Origin of the sequence: Aestuariivita boseongensis, from assembly GCF_001262635.1 — a bacterium.
GTDB classification, from domain to species: domain Bacteria; phylum Pseudomonadota; class Alphaproteobacteria; order Rhodobacterales; family Rhodobacteraceae; genus Aestuariivita; species Aestuariivita boseongensis.
The window spans coordinates 1-17699 of sequence record NZ_JXYH01000066.1 but is presented as its reverse complement, the minus strand read 5'-3'; the positions used below and the strand labels follow the sequence as shown (position 1 = coordinate 17699).

General features: G+C 61.0%; 21 protein-coding genes. 10 read left to right on the top strand and 11 right to left on the bottom strand.

What is annotated here, in order from left to right; translation table 11 throughout:
* Positions 1-27: 27 nt before the first annotated feature.
* Complete coding sequence (locus TR61_RS17880) at positions 28-1026, bottom strand: polyprenyl synthetase family protein (protein ID WP_050931892.1); 999 nt, start codon at positions 1024-1026, stop codon at positions 28-30.
* Positions 1027-1080: 54 nt separating this feature from the next.
* On the opposite strand from TR61_RS17880, the gene TR61_RS17875 reads away from it, so the two are divergent.
* From TR61_RS17875 to TR61_RS19730, 3 genes are all read left to right on the top strand, one after another.
* Positions 1081-1296 (top strand): putative signal transducing protein, encoded by a 216-nt coding sequence (locus TR61_RS17875; RefSeq protein WP_050931891.1) that lies wholly within the window; start codon positions 1081-1083, stop codon positions 1294-1296.
* On the top strand, positions 1293-2057 hold the full coding sequence (locus TR61_RS17870; RefSeq protein WP_050931890.1) for a tRNA1(Val) (adenine(37)-N6)-methyltransferase: 765 nt from the start codon (positions 1293-1295) through the stop codon (positions 2055-2057). Before TR61_RS17875 ends, TR61_RS17870 begins: the two co-directional genes overlap by 4 nt.
* A 114-nt stretch (positions 2058-2171) precedes the next feature.
* A complete protein-coding gene (locus TR61_RS19730; protein ID WP_082182028.1) occupies positions 2172-2336 on the top strand; it encodes a YdcH family protein in 165 nt (54 codons plus the stop codon).
* Here TR61_RS19730 and yddG read toward each other — a convergent pair.
* The 5 genes from yddG to TR61_RS17845 all read right to left on the bottom strand — a co-directional run bounded on the left by yddG (position 2333) and on the right by TR61_RS17845 (position 7439).
* Complete coding sequence (gene yddG / locus TR61_RS17865) at positions 2333-3202, bottom strand: aromatic amino acid exporter YddG (RefSeq protein ID WP_050931889.1); 870 nt, start codon at positions 3200-3202, stop codon at positions 2333-2335. The two genes, TR61_RS19730 and yddG, sit on opposite strands and share 4 nt — an antisense overlap.
* Positions 3199-4146 carry a transcriptional regulator GcvA gene (locus tag TR61_RS17860; protein WP_050931888.1) on the bottom strand — a complete coding sequence of 316 codons (948 nt, stop codon included), beginning with the start codon at positions 4144-4146 and terminating at the stop codon, positions 3199-3201. The genes yddG and TR61_RS17860 overlap by 4 nt, the downstream gene beginning before the upstream one ends.
* 324 nt (positions 4147-4470) lie before the next feature.
* Entirely contained in the window at positions 4471-5193 is a 723-nt protein-coding gene (gene phbB / locus TR61_RS17855; RefSeq protein WP_050931887.1) for an acetoacetyl-CoA reductase, read from the bottom strand.
* A gap of 68 nt (positions 5194-5261) precedes the next feature.
* Positions 5262-6437, bottom strand: coding sequence for an acetyl-CoA C-acetyltransferase (locus TR61_RS17850; RefSeq protein ID WP_050931886.1), 1176 nt, complete (start codon positions 6435-6437; stop codon positions 5262-5264).
* A gap of 162 nt (positions 6438-6599) precedes the next feature.
* Complete coding sequence (locus TR61_RS17845; protein WP_050931885.1) at positions 6600-7439, bottom strand: EAL domain-containing protein; 840 nt, start codon at positions 7437-7439, stop codon at positions 6600-6602.
* A 129-nt stretch (positions 7440-7568) separates the two neighbouring features.
* Between TR61_RS17845 and TR61_RS17840 the strand changes: the two genes are divergently transcribed.
* Entirely contained in the window at positions 7569-8138 is a 570-nt protein-coding gene (locus TR61_RS17840; protein WP_050931884.1) for a DNA-3-methyladenine glycosylase I, read from the top strand.
* Between the two features lie 22 nt (positions 8139-8160).
* Here the strand turns inward: TR61_RS17840 and TR61_RS17835 are convergent, their stop codons facing one another.
* The 4 genes from TR61_RS17835 to TR61_RS17820 form a co-directional block, all read right to left on the bottom strand.
* Complete coding sequence (locus TR61_RS17835) at positions 8161-8889, bottom strand: SGNH/GDSL hydrolase family protein (RefSeq protein WP_050931883.1); 729 nt, start codon at positions 8887-8889, stop codon at positions 8161-8163.
* Positions 8886-9815: a sterol desaturase family protein gene (locus TR61_RS17830; protein WP_050931882.1), complete on the bottom strand. Its 930-nt coding sequence runs from the start codon at positions 9813-9815 to the stop codon at positions 8886-8888. The genes TR61_RS17835 and TR61_RS17830 overlap by 4 nt, the downstream gene beginning before the upstream one ends.
* Positions 9812-10198, bottom strand: a complete 387-nt coding sequence (locus tag TR61_RS17825; RefSeq protein ID WP_050931881.1) for a hypothetical protein — start codon at positions 10196-10198, stop codon at positions 9812-9814. Before TR61_RS17825 ends, TR61_RS17830 begins: the two co-directional genes overlap by 4 nt.
* A gap of 330 nt (positions 10199-10528) precedes the next feature.
* Entirely contained in the window at positions 10529-11452 is a 924-nt protein-coding gene (locus TR61_RS17820) for an aldo/keto reductase (RefSeq protein ID WP_050931880.1), read from the bottom strand.
* A 64-nt stretch (positions 11453-11516) separates the two neighbouring features.
* Between TR61_RS17820 and TR61_RS17815 the strand changes: the two genes are divergently transcribed.
* The gene (locus TR61_RS17815) at positions 11517-12542 is read left to right on the top strand and encodes an AraC family transcriptional regulator (RefSeq protein ID WP_082182027.1); all 1026 of its coding nucleotides are present in this window, start codon (positions 11517-11519) and stop codon (positions 12540-12542) included.
* A 145-nt stretch (positions 12543-12687) separates the two neighbouring features.
* Here the strand turns inward: TR61_RS17815 and TR61_RS17810 are convergent, their stop codons facing one another.
* Positions 12688-13260 (bottom strand): TlpA disulfide reductase family protein, encoded by a 573-nt coding sequence (locus TR61_RS17810; protein ID WP_050931878.1) that lies wholly within the window; start codon positions 13258-13260, stop codon positions 12688-12690.
* Between the two features lie 25 nt (positions 13261-13285).
* On the opposite strand from TR61_RS17810, the gene argH reads away from it, so the two are divergent.
* The 5 genes from argH to TR61_RS17785 all read left to right on the top strand — a co-directional run.
* Positions 13286-14677 (top strand): argininosuccinate lyase, encoded by a 1392-nt coding sequence (gene argH / locus TR61_RS17805; RefSeq protein WP_050931877.1) that lies wholly within the window; start codon positions 13286-13288, stop codon positions 14675-14677.
* 193 nt (positions 14678-14870) lie between these two features.
* Positions 14871-15053, top strand: a complete 183-nt coding sequence (locus TR61_RS17800; RefSeq protein ID WP_245626925.1) for a hypothetical protein — start codon at positions 14871-14873, stop codon at positions 15051-15053.
* Positions 15054-15056: 3 nt separating this feature from the next.
* A complete protein-coding gene (locus tag TR61_RS17795; protein WP_050931875.1) occupies positions 15057-15374 on the top strand; it encodes a DUF2834 domain-containing protein in 318 nt (105 codons plus the stop codon).
* Positions 15375-15513: 139 nt separating this feature from the next.
* The gene (gene lysA / locus TR61_RS17790) at positions 15514-16779 is read left to right on the top strand and encodes a diaminopimelate decarboxylase (RefSeq protein ID WP_050931874.1); all 1266 of its coding nucleotides are present in this window, start codon (positions 15514-15516) and stop codon (positions 16777-16779) included.
* Positions 16780-16815: 36 nt separating this feature from the next.
* Positions 16816-17699, top strand: an 884-nt coding sequence (locus tag TR61_RS17785) for a DUF4175 family protein (RefSeq protein WP_157440968.1), incomplete at its 3' end; no start/stop codon positions are given.

Here is a 17699-nt window from a genome sequence, read left to right as displayed (position 1 = left end):
TAGGGCGGGCTTCAGCCCGCCACACCGTTAATTCAAGCGATCCACCACGTAATCGGCCAGATCATGCAGCATGTCGCGGATCGGGTGATCCGGCAGCGTCAGGATCGCGTCGCGCGCCTTGGCCGCCCAGGCGTTGGCATCATCGCGCGTGGCCTCAAGCGTGCCGTATTTCCCCATCAAGCGCAGCGCTTCGTCCAGATCCCCGTCGCTTTGCTGACCCTTTTCAATGGTGCGTTCCCAAAATGCGCGTTCCCCAGGCGTCGCCTGCGCCACGGCCTTGATCACTGGCAGGGTCAGTTTGCGTTCGCGGAAATCGTCACCCACGTTCTTGCCCGTGGCCGCTGTATCGCCTTGATAATCGAGAAGATCATCCGCGATCTGGAAGGCGATGCCCAGAGCGTCGCCGTAATCGAAAAGCGCCTGCACCTGAGCCTCATCCGCGCCAGCGATCACGCCGCCCACTTCGGTGGCCGCAGAGAAGAGCGCCGCCGTTTTGCCGCGCACGACCTTGAGATAGATCTCTTCATCCGTGGCCAGATTGGTGGCGGCGGTCAGTTGCAGCACCTCGCCCTCGGCAATGGTGGCGGCAGCGTTTGACAGGATCGACAGCACGCGCAGGCTGCCGGTTTCCGTCATCAACTGGAACGATCGCGCAAAAAGGTAATCGCCCACCAGCACGCTGGATTGGTTGTCCCACAGAAGGTTCGCGGTGGGCCGACCACGGCGCTGTTTGCTTTCATCGACCACATCGTCATGCAAGAGCGTCGCGGTGTGGATGAACTCGACCGTGGCGGCCAGATGCACGTGGTAGGGGCCGGGATAGCCGCACATCACCGCACTGGCCAGCGTCAGCATCGGGCGCAGGCGTTTGCCGCCCGCGTCGACCAGATGGGCTGTCACTTCCGGAATCCGGGGGGCATGTTCCGACGCCATCCGCTCGCGGATCAGGGCGTTCACGGCGTCCATTTCACCCGCCAGCGCTTCGGCTAGACGTTCGTGGGGCTTTTGCGATGTAGCGATGTCCATCACACTCCTGCCAGCAGGCTCGACATGCGCCCGCATTGTTCTTAAGTCACTCCCATGAAGGAACTTTTGCGCAGCACCGACCCAACGATCATGGCTTTTGCCACCGCCCTTCTTGAGGGCGAGGGTATAGCCTGCTTTCCGATGGACGTAAACATGAGCTTGCTGCATGGCGGCATTGGCGCATTGCCGCAGCGGATGATGGTGCGCGAGGCCGATTATGACCGGGCCCTGCGCGTCATGATCGACAACGAAATTGACCTGGGCAAGTGACGGATGGGCTGACACGCGATGCCTATCTGGGCGGGCGGGTGCAGCTGTTCCAGCCCCAGCGCGGGTATCGTGCGGGCGTTGATCCGGTTCTTCTGGCGGCGGCGGTACCGGCAAAGGCGGGCCAGTCGGTTCTGGATCTGGGCTGCGGCGTGGGCGCGGTGAGCCTGTGCCTGCATGCGCGCGTGCCGGGCCTGGCGATCACGGGGGTTGAGCTGCAACCGGCCTATGCCGATCTGGCCCGTCGGAATGCGGCTGAAAACAACGCGGATATGCAGGTGATAGAGGCCGATCTGACCGCCTTGCCTGTGGGATTACGGCAGATCCAGTTTACTCATGTGGTGGCCAATCCGCCGTATTTTCCCGGCGACGGACGGCGCGCCGCGCAAGACGCCGGCCGGGAAACCGCGCGCGGCGAAGAGACGCCGCTTGATACCTGGATCGACGTGGCTGCGCGTCGCCTGGCGCCGCAGGGGTGGTTGCACATGATCCAGCGCGCGGACCGGTTGGGCGATCTGATCGCGGCGGCGCATGGGCGTCTGGGCTCTTTGGAAGTTCTGCCGATAACCGGGCGACAGGGCCGCGCAGCGCATCTGGTTATTCTGCGCGCGCGAAAAGGGGGGCGGGCGCCCTTCCGCTTGCATGCGCCGCTGGTCATGCATGAGGGGGTCAGCCATCCCGGTGACAGGGAGCATTACACCTCTGAAATCAACGCGATCCTGCGCGACGGGTTGCCTATGAATTGGCCTCAGGCGCAAAGCTGAGCGGCGCGACCTCGCCGATTAGGGTTTCATTATCCAGATGCTGCGCCTGCGGCGTGACACAGGCGCTCGTTTGTGCTCCACTTGGTCTGCAACACATTCAGAGGAGGATTGCACATGAGCTTGAGCTCGCATCTGTCGGAACTGAAGAAGAAACACCATCTTCTGGATGAACAGGTCGAACAAGCGCAACGCGCCCCCAGTGTGGATGGGCTGCAAGTTGCGGCGCTCAAAAAGCAAAAACTTCGCTTGAAGGAAGAGATTGAACGGCTGTCGTCCTAAGACACGGCCTTGAAGCTGGCGCGTGCGGCAAGGGCCGCGCCGCCGGTGATCAGCACGGATGCCAGCGCCAGCGACCAGCTTGGCGCAGCGATCCCTGCAACCACAAGAACGATGGTCGATAGAAGCGGTGCCGCATAGGAGCTGGTGCCCAAAAGCTGAATATCGCCCCGCTTCACCCCGATATCCCAGACGAAAAAGGCCAGCCCCACAGGCCCCAGCCCCAGCGCGATGGTAGAGGCCCAACTGAGCTTGCTGTCTGGCCAGACGGTGTCCTCCAGCGCCAGATGAAGTAGAGCGGACAACAGGGCCGAGGCGATACAGAAGACCGTCACACTTGCCGTGGGCGCGCTGCCGAAACGTCGTGACAGAACCGAATAGCTGGACCAGGTCAGCGCGCAAAGCATGGCCAGCAGGTATCCGGGCAGATATTGCGCCTGAAATCCCGTTGTGCCGCCCGAGATGATCAGCCCGGCCCCGGCAAATCCCAGAAGCGCGCCGACCAGATGCCCGCGTTGCAGCCGTTCACCGGGCAAAAGGCCCGAAAGCAGCACGATGAGCAGGGGCCAGAGATAGGCGATCAGCCCGGCCTCGGCCGCCGGGGCCAACCGCAAGGCCGAGAAGTACAGCGCGTGGTAGCCGAACAAACCCAGCGTTCCAAAGGCGTAGATGCCCAACGGCACACGGCGCAGCTGCCCGATGCCCCCTGTAGATGCCGTCCAGATCAGGCCCAAGACGCCGCCGATGGTGAAACAGATCGTGTTCAGAAGAAGCGGCGGGGTGGGGGCCGACCCAACCGTAAACAAGGCCAGAAGCGCCCATAGCAATACCGCGATAAATCCGATGGCAGTAGCGGCGGCGCGGGTCATTTCGGGGCTACATCCTTGGCGGGAATGAGGGTGAGCGCTTCTGAGACAGAGGCGGTTTTTTCAATCTCGGCCAGGATCCAGTCGCGGAAGGCTGCGATATGGGGGCGCGTTTCGGCGCCTTTTGGGCAAAGGAAGCGGAAATGTGCTTCGGTGGAAAGCGCCACGCCATAAGGAGCCACGAGGCGCCCTTCATAAAGATCCTTTATCACAAGCGCGCGGCGGCCCAGCACGATGCCTACCCCCGCCAAAGCCGCATCCACCGCGTGATCGGCCTGGGAAAAGCGCGGCCCGTGTTCGGGTTCAAATTCGATGCCTACTGCGCGGAACCAGGCAGGCCAATCGCAGGGCGGATCAAGAAAGCTGATGGAATCGTCAAAGATCAGCGGTGCGGTCTTCAGGCTTGCAGGGGTGGGATAGGTTTCGGCCAGTTCGGGGGTCATCACCGGCGTCACCCACTCGTTAGCGAGGGGGACAGAGTAAAAATCGGGATCCGGGCCATAGCCGAACCGGATGGCCACGTCGATTTCGTCGCGCGTGAAATCCATCATGCGCAGGCTGGCGATGAAGCGCAGGTCGATCTCGGGATGTTCCTGGGCGAACTGATACAGCCGCGGGGCCATCCATTTTGCGGTGAAGGCAGGGCCTGCAGTGACATTGAGCGTGGTGTTGTCATGGAGGCGGCGCGCTGCGCGCCAGGTCGATAAAAGTGTTTTGAACGCGTCTTCGACGCCGGGGGCCAGGGCGCGGCCGGCCTCTGTCAGTTCCACGGCGCGGTTCAGACGGCGGAAGACGGGTTGGCCCAGGTGTTCCTCTAGTGACTTGATCTGAAACGATAACGCGGCGGGCGTGACGTTCAGTTCTTCGGCGGCCTTGGCGAAAGACATGTGCCGCGCGGCGGCATCAAAGGCGCGCAGGGCTGTGAGAGGGGGGAGGCGATCATTCATATCGCTTAAGTAAAACTTAATCGAGCCGTTGAAAAGTCTCGTTTGTCGGAGAGTGGGGGAATGCGCATATTCGCCTCAAGGACACACAGACAGACCCCGCATGAAAGGACCCGAGACAATGTTTGAAGTTGCCATGAACCCGCAAGCCCGTGAAGCCATCAAGAAGGCGCATGTCGAGCGCGCCCGCGCCGTGCAATCGGCCTTCAACTGGCTGTTCCCCTCCAAAGCTTCCCGCTGAGCGTTTGGCGCCACGACGCACTTACGGGATGACAAAGGGCCGGACTCCATAACGGAATCCGGCCCTTTTTCCTGGCTCAAGCAGATTTAAACGAAGAATTGCGCCCCGTTGGCCGAGATGGTGGAGCCGTTGATGAAGCCCGACCCGTCGGAGGCCAGGAAGGACACGCAACGTGCGATCTCTTCCGGTTCGCCAAGGCGGCCTGCGGGGATGCCTTTTACGATCTTTTCGCGGACAGCTTCGTCGATGGCCATCACCATTTCGGTGGCGATATAGCCGGGGCAGATCGCGTTGGCGGTGATGCCGAAGCGCGCGCCTTCCTGCGCCAGGGATTTCACGATGCCCAGATCGCCCGCTTTGGTTGCGGCATAGTTCACCTGACCGGCCTGGCCTTTTTGGCCATTGATCGAGCTGATGACGATCACGCGGCCGAACTGGCGTTCCCGCATACCAGGCCAGATCGGGTGAATGGTGTTGAACACGCCGGTGAGGTTGGTGTCGATCACTTCTTTCCACATTTCGGGGGTCATGCGGTGGAACATGCCGTCGCGGGTGATGCCCGCATTGGCGACAACGGTGTCGATCGGGCCCAGATCGGCTTCGACTTGTGCGATACCGGCTTTGGAGGCCTCGTAATCGGCAACGTTCCATTTATAGGTCTTGATGCCGGTTTCAGCGGTGAAGGCGGCGGCTTTTTCGTCGTTGCCGGCATAGGTCGCGGCGACCTCATAGCCTTCGGATTTCAGTTGTTTCGAAATGGCTTCGCCAATTCCGCGGCTGCCGCCGGTGACAAGTGCTACACGGGCCATTCAGGGCTCCTCCAGTCATTCAGTTCGTTGTGTAATGGCGGCAGGTTGGCCCCGCCGCCTTATTTGGATCAGTCGCGTTCGACGCAAAGCGCCACGCCCATGCCGCCGCCAATGCACAGCGTGGCGAGGCCTTTCTTGGCGTCGCGGCGCTTCATTTCGAACAGCAGCGTGTTCAGAACCCGCGCGCCGGAGGCACCGATGGGGTGGCCGATGGCGATGGCGCCACCGTTCACATTCACGATGGCCGGATCCCAGCCCATGTCCTTGTTCACGGCGCAGGCCTGAGCGGCGAAGGCTTCGTTGGCTTCGACCAGATCCAGGTCGTCGACTTTCCAGCCGGCTTTTTCCAGCGCCTTGCGGCTGGCATAGATCGGACCGACGCCCATGATCGACGGGTCCAGCCCGGCGGTGGCATAGGAGGCGATGCGCGCCAACGGCTCGATGCCGCGTTTTTCGGCGTTCTCGGCGCTCATCAGCAGGACGCCTGCGGCACCGTCATTCAGGCCGGATGCGTTGGCGGCTGTGACGGAACCGTCCTTGGTGAAGGCCGGGCGCAGTTTGGCCATCGCCTCCATCGTGGCGCCGTGGCGGATATATTCGTCGCTGTCCATCACGATATCGCCCTTGCGGGTCTTGATGGTGAAGGGAACGATTTCGTCAGCGAATTTGCCGGCTTTCTGCGCGGCTTCGGCCTTGTTCTGCGATGCCACGGCAAACTCGTCCTGCGCGTCGCGCGAGATCTGCCACTTCTCGGCCACGTTCTCGGCGGTTTGGCCCATGTGATAGCCGTTGAAGGCGTCCCACAGACCATCGCGGATCATCGTGTCGATATATTTCATGTCGCCCATTTTGTGGCCCGCCCGCAAGGATGCGGCGTGGGGCGACATGGTCATGTTTTCCTGGCCGCCGGCGGCGACAATCTCGGCATCGCCCAACTGGATATGCTGGGCGCCCAGAGCGACGGCGCGCAGGCCCGAGCCGCACACCTGGTTGATGCCCCATGCCGCGCTTTCCAGCGGCAGGCCTGCGTTGATATGCGCCTGGCGGGCAGGGTTCTGGCCTTGGGCAGCGGTCAGGACCTGACCCAGGATCGTTTCTGACACCTCGCCTTTTTCGATCCCGGCGCGTTCGACGATTGCTTCCAGAACGGCTGCGCCCAGATCATGGGCGGGGGTGTTGGCGAAAGATCCGCCGAAGCTGCCGACGCCTGTGCGGGCGGCAGATGCGATTACGACATTGGTCATGTGTCCTGTCCTCTAGGTCCGATTCGTGACGCGAGAGTAATTGGAGCACATGACACAACCAATGTGGCGCGTACCCCAGATACCCACCTTCGGACACGCTGATACAGTCTGTCGGCAGGGGCTACAACGGACACGGTGTCTCAGGCGCGCCTTGCGCCGGGATCAGCCAAAAAGGCGCGAGGGCGGTTTGGCTTCCCACGGGGGGCGGACGCTGGGAGAACCATAAAGATAGCCCTGCAGGCAATCGACACCCATTTGTGTCAGCATGTCGGCATCGGCGCGGTCTTCCACAAGATTGGCCACGGTGAACATGTCGAAATGGCGCGCGACTGAAATCAGAGCGGCCACGGTTACCTGTAAATCGGCATCGGCATGGATACCACGGATCAGCGGCCCGTCGATCTTGGCCGCGTCAAAGTAGAAATCCTTGAGATATTTGACGGAGGCTAGACCCGATCCGTATTCATCCAGCGCGAAGCAGATGCCTTTTTCCTGCTGTTCGGCCATAAAGCCCGACACGATATCGGGCAGGGTCATGGCGGACGCCTCAGAGATTTCCAGAATCAGCCGTTCGCCCACGGAGGGATTGCGCCGAAGGTGACTGTTGAGGATCTTTTGCCAGGGTTTGTAGGCGATGGAACGCGCCGACATATTGATTGACAGCCGCAGGCCTTGGTGGCTTTGCAGCGCTCGCAAGGCCAGATGGAGCGCCTGACAATCCAGTTTGCGCCCCAGTTCGGTGGTTTCTGCCGCAGCCATGAATTGCGCCGCAGGGATGACGCGGCCGGTGGCATCAAGCACGCGCACGAGCCCTTCGTAAAACGCAACCTGGCCGGGACTGCGCGCCTGCATGACCGGCTGGAAGGCCAACATCACTTCACCTGCGGTCAGCGCACGGTCGACCATCGTCAGAACATCCGCGTCACGGATCAACGCAGCGCGTTCCAGGGGATTGTCGCCGTCTTCGCGTGGGTCGGTCCAGCGGGTCAGTCTGCGCGGCATCTTTCGGTCCTTGGCTTGCCCTTTCCTGGGACATTTGGCCTTATGTTCCCTAAAATCTGTTTAAGCCGTGCAGCAGCATTTCCATTTTCCTTGAAAGCTGGAACAGTCGGAACTGAAAGGGAGAGTGTGATGGAACGTTGCGGCTGGGCCGGGCCCGAACAGATCTACCTCGACTATCACGACACTGAATGGGGCGTGCCGGAATATGACAGCCGGGCGCTGTGGGAGAAGCTGATCCTTGACGGGTTTCAGGCCGGGCTGAGCTGGATCACCATTCTGAAAAAGCGTGAAAATTTTCGCGCGGCTTTTGAAGGGTTCGACCCGCATGTGATCGCCGAATGGGACGAGGCCGAAGTCACACGGCTTCTGGCCGATCCGGGCATCATCCGCCACCGTGGCAAGATCGAAGCGACCATTGGCAATGCCCGTGCGTGGCAAAAGATCGAGGCGGATCAGGGCTTTGATCAGTTCCTGTGGCGGTATTTCGACGGCAAACCCCTCCAGAACCGGTGGGAAAGTCTTGATCAGGTGCCTGCTTTTACGCCGCTGTCCGAGCAAATTTCGAAAGATCTGAAAAAGGCGGGGTTTCGCTTTTGTGGGCCGACGATCGTTTATGCCTTCTTGCAGGCGACGGGTCTGATCAACGATCATCTTGTCAGCTGCCCCTGCCATAAGCGCGTCGCTGGGTTGGCGCGGTGACAAGACTTTTCGAAAAGTCTTGTCACGGCCCTGTGTAGAGGCTTTCCAAAGGCATCTGAGCGATCAGCATGTCCGCCCAGGCCGCATAAACCTCAGGGCCTGGGTGAAAGCCGTCTTCAGCCATGTAATCGACGCTGAAGTCGAACTCCAAGGCAGTGATCGACACGTTTGGCAGACGCGCCACCTGCGCGCGCAGGTGGTGGTCGAAGCGGCTGGCCTGTCTCCCCAGAACCCAGCGCAGCGGATGCGGCAGGAGCGGGAATTCACCCATGGGCGGAAGACCCGACAGGCAGATATGGCGGATGCCGAATTCGGTCTGCAGGCGGGTGATCAGCACGGCCTGCCGGTCAAGCCATGTTTTCAGGGGCACTGCGCGGGTCACGTCGTTGACACCAAGGGCGACGACGGCAAGGTCGAACTTTGCGCCAGTGATCCTGTCCAGCCGTGCCAGCGCGTCACGAGTGGTGTGCCCTGTCGTGGCTTCAAGTTGCCAGGTCACGCGATGGCTTTGCGACAGGCGGCTGACCAACTGGCCTGCCAGCGCCTGATCCTGATGGAACGCTCCCACCCCCGCTGCCGAGCTGTCGCCCAGGATGAGCAGCCGCAGGTCGGGGCCATCGCCGACTGTCCCTGTGCGCGGACCGGCGGCCTCGGGCAGTTTCAGGGCGCGGCGGCGTACCTGCAGGGCCTGAGCCACCAGAAGGGGAAACAGAGCTGCGCGCGCGGGCAGGTCGATCAGGTAGTGGTTCATTGAAACCCAGGGGTGCCGGCGTCTTCGGGATGGCGGGCGAGGTGCTTTTGCTTGATCTGTTCGGAAGTGTCGCGGGAGCCATCATGGCTCCACCCCGGGGGCGCCACGGCGTACATCAGGCGGTCTTTCCAATTGAGCCCCTTGCGGGTGACATCGTGGAAAATGCCCACCCATTCGTGAAAAGCCACGCGGATCGGGTTGAACGTGCCCAGATTGCGCACCAGGCCGTAATCGGGCTTTTCCTCGTCCAGTTCAGGGACGAAAGTCCCAAACATCTTGTCCCAGATGATGAAGACGCCTGCGTAATTGGCATCCAGATACCGCGCGTTGCGGCCGTGATGCACGCGGTGGTGCGACGGCGTGTTCATCACCGACTCGAACCAGCGGGGCAGGCGGTGGATCGCCTCGGTATGGATCCAGAACTGATAGATCAGGTTGAGACCGCCGCAGAACAGCACCATCGCCGGGTGAAAGCCCAGAAGGATCAGCGGCGCGCGCACGATCATCATGAAGGTGAAGGTGCCGGTCCATGTCTGTCTGAGCGCCGTGGTCAGGTTGTAATGTTGGGATGAATGGTGGTTCACATGGCTGGCCCAGACCCAGCGGATGCGATGCCCGAAGCGGTGTACCCAGTAATAGCGCAGGTCATCCAGCACGAAGCATATGGCTACGACCCACAGTGAGGTGCCCAGATCCAGAGGCGTCAGCTCCCACAGGAACATGAAAAATCCCCAGGCGATGAAGCCCAGCAGAATGCCCGAGGCCACATTGCCCGCCCCCATGATGAGGGACGTGACGGCATCGCGCGTCTCGTACCGGCCACCGCGATGTTTGATCAGGATCCAGGTGAGCTCGATCAGGATCGCGGCGATGAAGAAGGGGACGGCCCATTGGACGACGTCGGGATATGTCAGAATGTCGGTCATTGTGGTGTGATCAGGTTTTGCCAGACAAGGCGTTCATCCTCGTCCAGATGCAGGTGGACTTTGGGGGCGGTGTAGTCGTGAAAGATCACGCTCAGCCCATGGGGTTCGTCGATCAGGTCGAAATCCACGAGGTGACGGCCGACCGTGTCTGCGCCCATGACCCACAGAAGGCCGGGGCGCTGTTCGGTCATTACGAGTGCTGCGCGCGCATCATGGGTAACCCAGACGGATTGGACGACATCATCGGGGTAATGGCGCGCCCATTCGGATGTCGCGTCATCCTCGTTCAGTTGCCGGGGCTGCGCCAGGCCGGCAAGCCAGGTCAGCGCCGCGATGCCCGCGATCCCTCCGACAACCAGTATGAGCAGGATTTCCAATGGCATGTTCTTTTCCCTCGGCGCTCAGTCAAACGCAGGGGGGGCGGGCTGTCAAAGGAGGCGTGGCGTCACGTTTGTTCCGCGCGAACCACAGCGCTTTCTGGGCAGTGCGAAAACGCTGCGGTCAGAAGAAAGCGGGCCGTTCGCTTTTGCGAAACCAGTATTGAAACCAGGAGCCGATTTCCCGAGTGGCGACACCGCGCCCGGAGCAGACCGTATCAGAAAGCCGCATCAGTCGCCCATCTTGCCGGAAGAGAGCGCCAGAGGTGCCGTCACTGCCCCTCTGGCCTCCGCATTCCATTTCCGTATGCCCTGTTTGCTGATGCAAGATCGAACCTAACCCATGAAGCGCGGATCACCCGTTGCCCAGGCGACGCCATCGCCGCGATCCATCTCCTCGATCAAGGCCATGTCAGCTGCATCGATCTCGAATCCGAAAAGATCAATGTTCTGGCGCATACGCTCAGGGTTGAGGCTTTTGGGCAGAACGCCGAACCCTTTCTGAACCCCCCATCGCAGAAGCACTTGCGATTCGGTCACGCCATACTTCGCCGCCATCGCCCTGAAGGGAGAGCCCGCGTCGGAGCCTGCGGCCTGCATTTCGGCCGTCTTTGCGCTGTCCTGTCCGGGTTCGGCGCGCCAGGTCGAGAGGGGAACAAGCGAGCTGTAGGCGATCGGTTGGATACCGTTTAAGGCCATGAACTCAAGCAATTCCGGTTTTTGCGACCAGGGGTGTAGCTCGATCTGGTTGTATTCCGGCCTGGGCAGGCCGGCCGCACGAATTTCTTCAATATGCGCTTCCGTGTAGTTGCTGACGCCAATAGCCCGCGCCTTGCCGGCAGCTTTCAGATCCAAGAGCGCCCGCCATTGGTTCACACGCTCTGATCCGCCTGAAGGGGCGTGGATCAGGTAGAGATCGACATAGTCCAGTCCAAGCGCCTTTAGGGACGCTTCAAAGGCCGAAAGTGTTTCGTCGTAGCCTTTGGGCGTGTCACCCCAGGCGGGATTTCCGGGCCAGAGCTTGGTGGTCACGAAAAGATCGGCCCGAGCAAGCCCGCATTCAGAGAGACCGCGACGGATGCCTTCGCCGACGCCGTCCTCGTTGTGATAGCCCGCGGCGGTGTCGATATGGCGGTACCCGGCTCCGATGGCTGCAGCGACGGCTTCGGGCGCGTCATCGTTGGCAATAAGATACGTGCCGAAGCCAACAAGTGGCAGGCCGTTGGCAGTTGTGCGTGTGCTGTCGAGCTGGCTGTTCATCTCTTTTCTCCCGCGTATGGCAACGCTTTAAATCACTTGACTGATTGGATGATTCATAAATGTCATGGATCACGATTTCTTGCCGAAATGTGCAAAAGACTTGCCAATTAATCCAAAACTGCGAAGGATTGTTAAATCTGATCCCAAATGTGTTATCGGTCGTCACGGCAGGGCGGATGGAGGGCTCATGCAAAGTGAAACCATGTCTTTGGCACGAGAACTCGCAGTAGCCCATACCGGCGAGGGCCTGACGCCGCTTGGGCTGGGCGATGCCGTCATCCTGCGGCGCTGCCACCCTTCGGAGATCGAGGCAACACTCTATCGGCCTCTGCTGTGCCTGATCCTGCAGGGTGCCAAAGAGGTGTCGGCGGGCTCGATTTTCGCTCATTGCCCGGCAGGACATGCGATAATAGTCAGCCACGATCTTCCGGTTCTGTCCCGCATAACCGAAGCGGCGCCAGAGGTGCCCTATGTCGCTTTCGTGCTGCCCATCGACCTGGGACTTCTGCACGGCTTTTACGATCTCGTGCCTGACTTTCCGGCTGACAATGAAGACGTGGCGGCGCTGATGTCGTATCCGGCGGAAACCCTGTTGCTTGATGCCGTTGCACGTTTCATTGCGCTATCGCGGGATAAGGCCGCCGCACCACTTCTTGGACCGATCCTGACGCGTGAGATCCACGCGCGGCTCCTGCTGTCTCCGCAAGGCGCTATCCTGAGGCGCTTCCTGCGCCGAGAGGATCCATCGAGGCATGTCGCCAGGGCCATCGCCACCATCCATGAATCCATCGACGAGCCGGTGTCGGTTTCCGAACTGGCCGACCATGCAGGCATGAGCAAGTCATCGTTTCACACGCATTTCAAGGCGGTCACAGGTCTGACACCAGGTCAGTATCAGAAGGATGTACGTCTTCTTGAAGCTCACCGTCTGATTATCGAAGGAAAGGGTACGATTTCCGCCGTCGCGTTCGACGTCGGCTATGAAAGCCCGGCGCATTTCAGTCGCGACTATGCGCGAAAGTTCGGTCGCGCGCCTCGGGAAGACCGCAACAGCGGGCGTCAGGCGGGGTCTGTGGCTGAACTCGCGTAAACGTGTTGCCACACATTGCGCTTCGGGCAGGGGGGCACTGCTTTGAAGGCGGGCAGTTCTTTTTCCTGTGGGGGCTTCTGTTCGGCGCTTGGCTTTGGTCACAGCTGTGTCCGACTTGGCTTGGATTGCTGACTTGCGAAACCGATCAGCTTCCGCCGTCGTCAACCTCAAGAAGCGCCGCAATGATCGCCTTGGCATTGTCGCTCGCCCAATCGGCGTCGCCGCGCAGGCGGGCGACTTCTCGGCCCTCGGGGTCGATGATCACCGTGATGGGCAGACCGAAGACGCCCATCTCTTTCGCCACATTCTGCTTGGGATCCTGATGGCGGGGCAGGTTGGTAATGCCGGTTTCCTCAAAGAACTTCACGATACCCTGCGGGGAGTTGCGGCCTGTCGCCAAAGTCACGACCTCGAAAGTGTCGCCGCCGAATTCCGTCTGAAGCTCCGCCAGCATGGGCATTTCCTTGCGACAGGGCGCACACCATGTGGCCCAGAAGTTCAAAAGTACCCATTTGCCACGGTAATCCGACAGCCGCCCCTCGCCGCCGCCATCTTCCAGGTTGAAGGGTGCGTCCGAGACCGGTTGAGGGTCTTGCACAAACACAAGCTTGCGCATGTCGCCTTCCCGCATCGCCTCGATCGCCGACAGATCGGCCATCGCAGTATTTGCACCCAGGCCAAGGCCCAGATAGAGAAGCGCGGCACAGAGTTTTTTCATAAACCCCTCCATAAGGGCAAAGCAGATGAGCGACAGATCCTCGAACCAAATGTGGGGCGGCCGGTTTGCGGCCGGACCCGATGCGATCATGGAAGCAATTAATGCGTCCATCGGGTTCGACCAGCGCATGGCGGCGCAAGACATTGCAGGCTCAAGGGCCCATGCGGCGATGCTGGCCGCACAAGGCATCATCAGTGATAAGGACGCTGAGGCGATCCGGGAAGGGCTGCTCACGGTCTTGTCAGAGATTGAAGGGGGCGCGTTCCATTTTTCCACCGCGCTGGAAGACATCCACATGAATGTTGAAGCGCGGCTGAAAGAGATCATTGGGGAGCCTGCCGGGCGGTTGCACACAGGCCGGTCGCGGAACGATCAGGTGGCGACAGACTTCAAACTGTGGGTGCGCGATCAACTGGATGCGGCGGATGCGGGGCTGGTGGCCCTGATCCGCGCGCTGCTGGATCAGGCCGAGGCCGGGGCGGAGTGGGTCATGCCGGGCTTCACCCATCTGCAGACCGCGCAGCCTGTGACCTGGGGCCATCACATGATGGCTTATGTTGAGATGTTTGGTCGGGATCTTTCCCGCGTGCGCGATGCGCGGGCGCGGATGAATGAAAGCCCATTGGGGGCGGCTGCTCTGGCCGGCACAAGCTTCCCGATTGATCGGGAGATGACGGCAGAAGCGCTGGGCTTTGATCGGCCTGCGGCCAATTCACTGGATGCGGTCAGCGACCGGGATTTCGCGCTGGAGTTCCTGAGCGTGGCGTCGATCTGCGCCATGCACCTCAGCCGCTTCGCCGAAGAGCTTGTGATCTGGTCCTCGGCCCAGTTCCGGTTTGTGACCTTGTCGGATCGGTTTTCGACGGGTTCGTCCATCATGCCTCAGAAGAAAAACCCTGACGCGGCAGAGCTGATCCGCGCCAAGGTGGGGCGGATCTTTGGGGCGAACACGGCGTTGATGATGGTGATGAAGGGGCTGCCGCTTGCCTATTCCAAGGACATGCAGGAAGACAAAGAACAGGTCTTTGATGCGGCCGACAACTGGATGCTGGCGCTGGCGGCGATGGAGGGCATGGTCAAGGACATGACCGCCAATCGCGAAAGCCTGGCGGCTGCGGCAGGGTCAGGCTTTTCCACGGCAACTGATCTGGCCGATTGGCTTGTGCGGGTGCTGGGCATGCCGTTCCGCGATGCGCATCACGTGACGGGCAGCCTGGTGGCGATGGCGGAAAGCAAAGGCTGTGACCTGCCCGATCTTAGCCTTGAGGACATGCAATCGGTTCATGCCGAAATCACGAATGACGTCTTTGATGTTCTTGGAGTTGAAAATTCGGTAAACTCCCGCACATCCTATGGCGGCACCGCGCCGTCGCAGGTGCGTGTGCAGATCGCACGGTGGAAAAAGGAGCTGGGATGAGGCGGTTGACCTGCGGGCTTGTGGCGATCCTGGGCTTGATGGCCTGTGAGCCGGCAAGCCCGTCTGCGCCGCGGTCTTCGACGGCAGTGCGGGAGGATGCCCCGACAAGCGGGGTTCGGGTCAGCGGATATGCGCGTGTTGGCGTGTCAGTGAGGAATTGATGAAACCGGTTTATGTCTGTTGTCTTTGCGCCTTGGCCCTTGCCGCCTGCGGCGTTGACGGGGAACCGCAACAACCCGCACCGGACGGTGGAACATCCTCGGTCCCGGTGACGGGGTCGGCCACGGTGGGCATGTCGGTTGGCAGTTCGGGCACGCGCGGCTACGGCGCGGTGGGGCTGAGCAATGGCCCGGTGTCGCTGATCGTGGGGTTCTGACGAATGTCCCCATTGCGCATGATCTACCTGGCCCTGGCCATCTGGGGTGCGATCCATCCGATGTATTACTTCGTCTCGTGGTTCAACGAGCATGGTTATGACATCATGGCTATGGTGGACGCCTGGCATGTGAATGCGGCGGCCAGTGGTCTGGTCTGGGATCTGACGATCGCAGCGGTGACGCTGACGGTCTTTATCATCGCCGAGGTCGCCGTACGACGGAACTGGATCGGCCTGATCGCGATCCCGGCGACGTTCTGTATCGGGGTCAGCTGTGGCCTGCCGCTCTACCTCTTTTTGCGGTCCCGTCCGGTGACCTGAGCCGGGAAGGCCTTTCGAAAGGCCTTGCACAAGCGTCTTCGAAGACGCTTGAGCACGCATTTTCGAAAATGCGTACTCGCCCCCTTTCAAGCGTACCGCCTCTGCGCTAGATGGCGCGGGATACGTTTGGAGCCGCACCATGGATCATTTCCTTTACCGCGACGGCGCGCTTTACGCCGAAGATGTTCCTGTGGCCGAGATTGCCGCAGCGGTCGGCACGCCGTTCTATGTCTATTCGACCGCCACGCTGGTCCGGCATTTCCGCCTGTTTGACGAGGCGCTGGAAGGGATGGACCATCTGGTGTGCTATGCGATGAAGGCAGCCTCCAACCAGGCGATCCTCAAGACATTGGCGGCTGAAGGTGCGGGGATGGACGTGGTCTCGGGCGGGGAATACCGGCGCGCGCGCGCCGCAGGCGTGCCGGGCGACCGGATCGTCTTTTCCGGCGTGGGCAAGACGGCCGAGGAAATCCGCACCGCTCTGGAAGGTGGCATTCGCCAGTTCAACGTCGAATCCGAGCCCGAGATGGAGGTGTTGAGCGCTGTTGCCTCCCAAATGGGCAAGACCGCGCCCATCACGATCCGGGTGAACCCGGATGTGGACGCCAAGACCCACGCCAAGATTGCCACCGGCAAGTCCGAGAACAAGTTCGGCATCCCGATTTCCCGCGCGCGGGAGGTTTATGCCATGGCCGCCGCCCTGCCGGGGATCGAGGTGATCGGCATCGATGTGCATATCGGCAGCCAGTTGACCGAGCTGGAGCCGTTCGAGCTGGCCTATCAAAAAGTGGCGGAACTGACCGAGACGCTGCGCGCCGACGGCCATGACATTCGCCGTCTGGATCTGGGTGGCGGTTTGGGTATCCCTTACGCCCGGTCGAACGAAGCGCCGCCTTTGCCGGTGGATTATGGAGCGTTGATCAAGCGCACTGTGGGCCATCTGGGCTGCGAGATCGAGATTGAACCGGGTCGCCTGATTGTCGGCAATGCCGGTATTCTGGTCAGCGAAGTGATCTATGTGAAATCAGGCGAGGGGCGCGATTTCCTGATCCTCGATGGGGCGATGAATGATCTGATCCGCCCCGCGATGTATGAGGCCTATCACGACATTATCCCAGTGATCGAACCGGCCCCTGCCGCAGAACAGGCACCTTTCGACATCGTTGGTCCTGTCTGCGAAACCGGGGACACCTTTGCCCGCCAACGGATGATGCCGCCACTCTCTGCCGGTGATCTTGTGGCCTTCCGAAGCGCGGGTGCATATGGCGCGGTGATGGCCAGTGAGTATAATTCTCGACCACTTGTGCCCGAAGTTCTGGTGAATGGGGATCAATTTGCGGTTATCCGCCCACGTCCGACCTTTGACGAAATGATCAATCGCGATACCATTCCCGAGTGGCTATAACGCTATTCCGCGTCATACGCCCGCTCGGAGATCGCGATGAGCTTGTTCAGCCGGTCCGCTGAGGACCCGATTACTCGCAAATTACGCCTGCCCCTGGCGCTGACCCGCCTTGGCATGGTGTCAGAACGGCTTTTGCGCAGTTTCTGGCCCTTGCTGACCATTGTTTTGCTCGCTCTCGCGGCGCTGATGATGGGGCTGCATGATCTGATGGCGGTCGAGACCGTCTGGGCGGTTGCTGTTTTGACCGTGCTGGCGGGGCTGGCTGCCTTTGCCTATGGCGCTCGTGCGCTGAAATGGCCCTCACGGACCGAAGCGCTGGCGCGGCTGGACGAAAGCCTGCCGGGGCGTCCGATCCAAGCGCTGATGGATGAACAGGCGATTGGCGTGGATGATGCGGCTTCGGCCGCCGTGTGGCGCGCGCACCAGGAACGGATGGCGCTCAAGATGGCAGGGGCCAAACCCGTAAAACCCGATCTGCGCATTGCCGCGCGCGATCCTTTTGCCATCCGCTATGTGGCGCTTCTGGCCTTTGCCGTGGCCTTGATCTTTGGATCAATCCTGCGGGTTGGCACGGTGGCCGACATGACGCCCGGCGGCGCGCAGGCAGCACAAGGCCCCAGCTGGGAAGGTTGGGCCGAACCGCCGCGCTATACCGGCAAACCCACGATTTACCTGCCGGATATCGCACAGGGCGAGCTGTCCTTGCCGGAAGGTACCCGGATCACCTTGCGCTTCTATGGCGAGGTTGGGGCGCTAACCCTGGCCGAAACCGTTTCCGGCCGGACCGGAGAAATCCCCTCTGCCGCCGATCCGGTGCAGGATTTCCTGGTCTCGCAGGATGGTCGGATCACGATTGATGGTGCAGGCGGCCGCAGCTGGTCCATTGACGTCACACCCGATCTTGCGCCGCAGATCTCGAT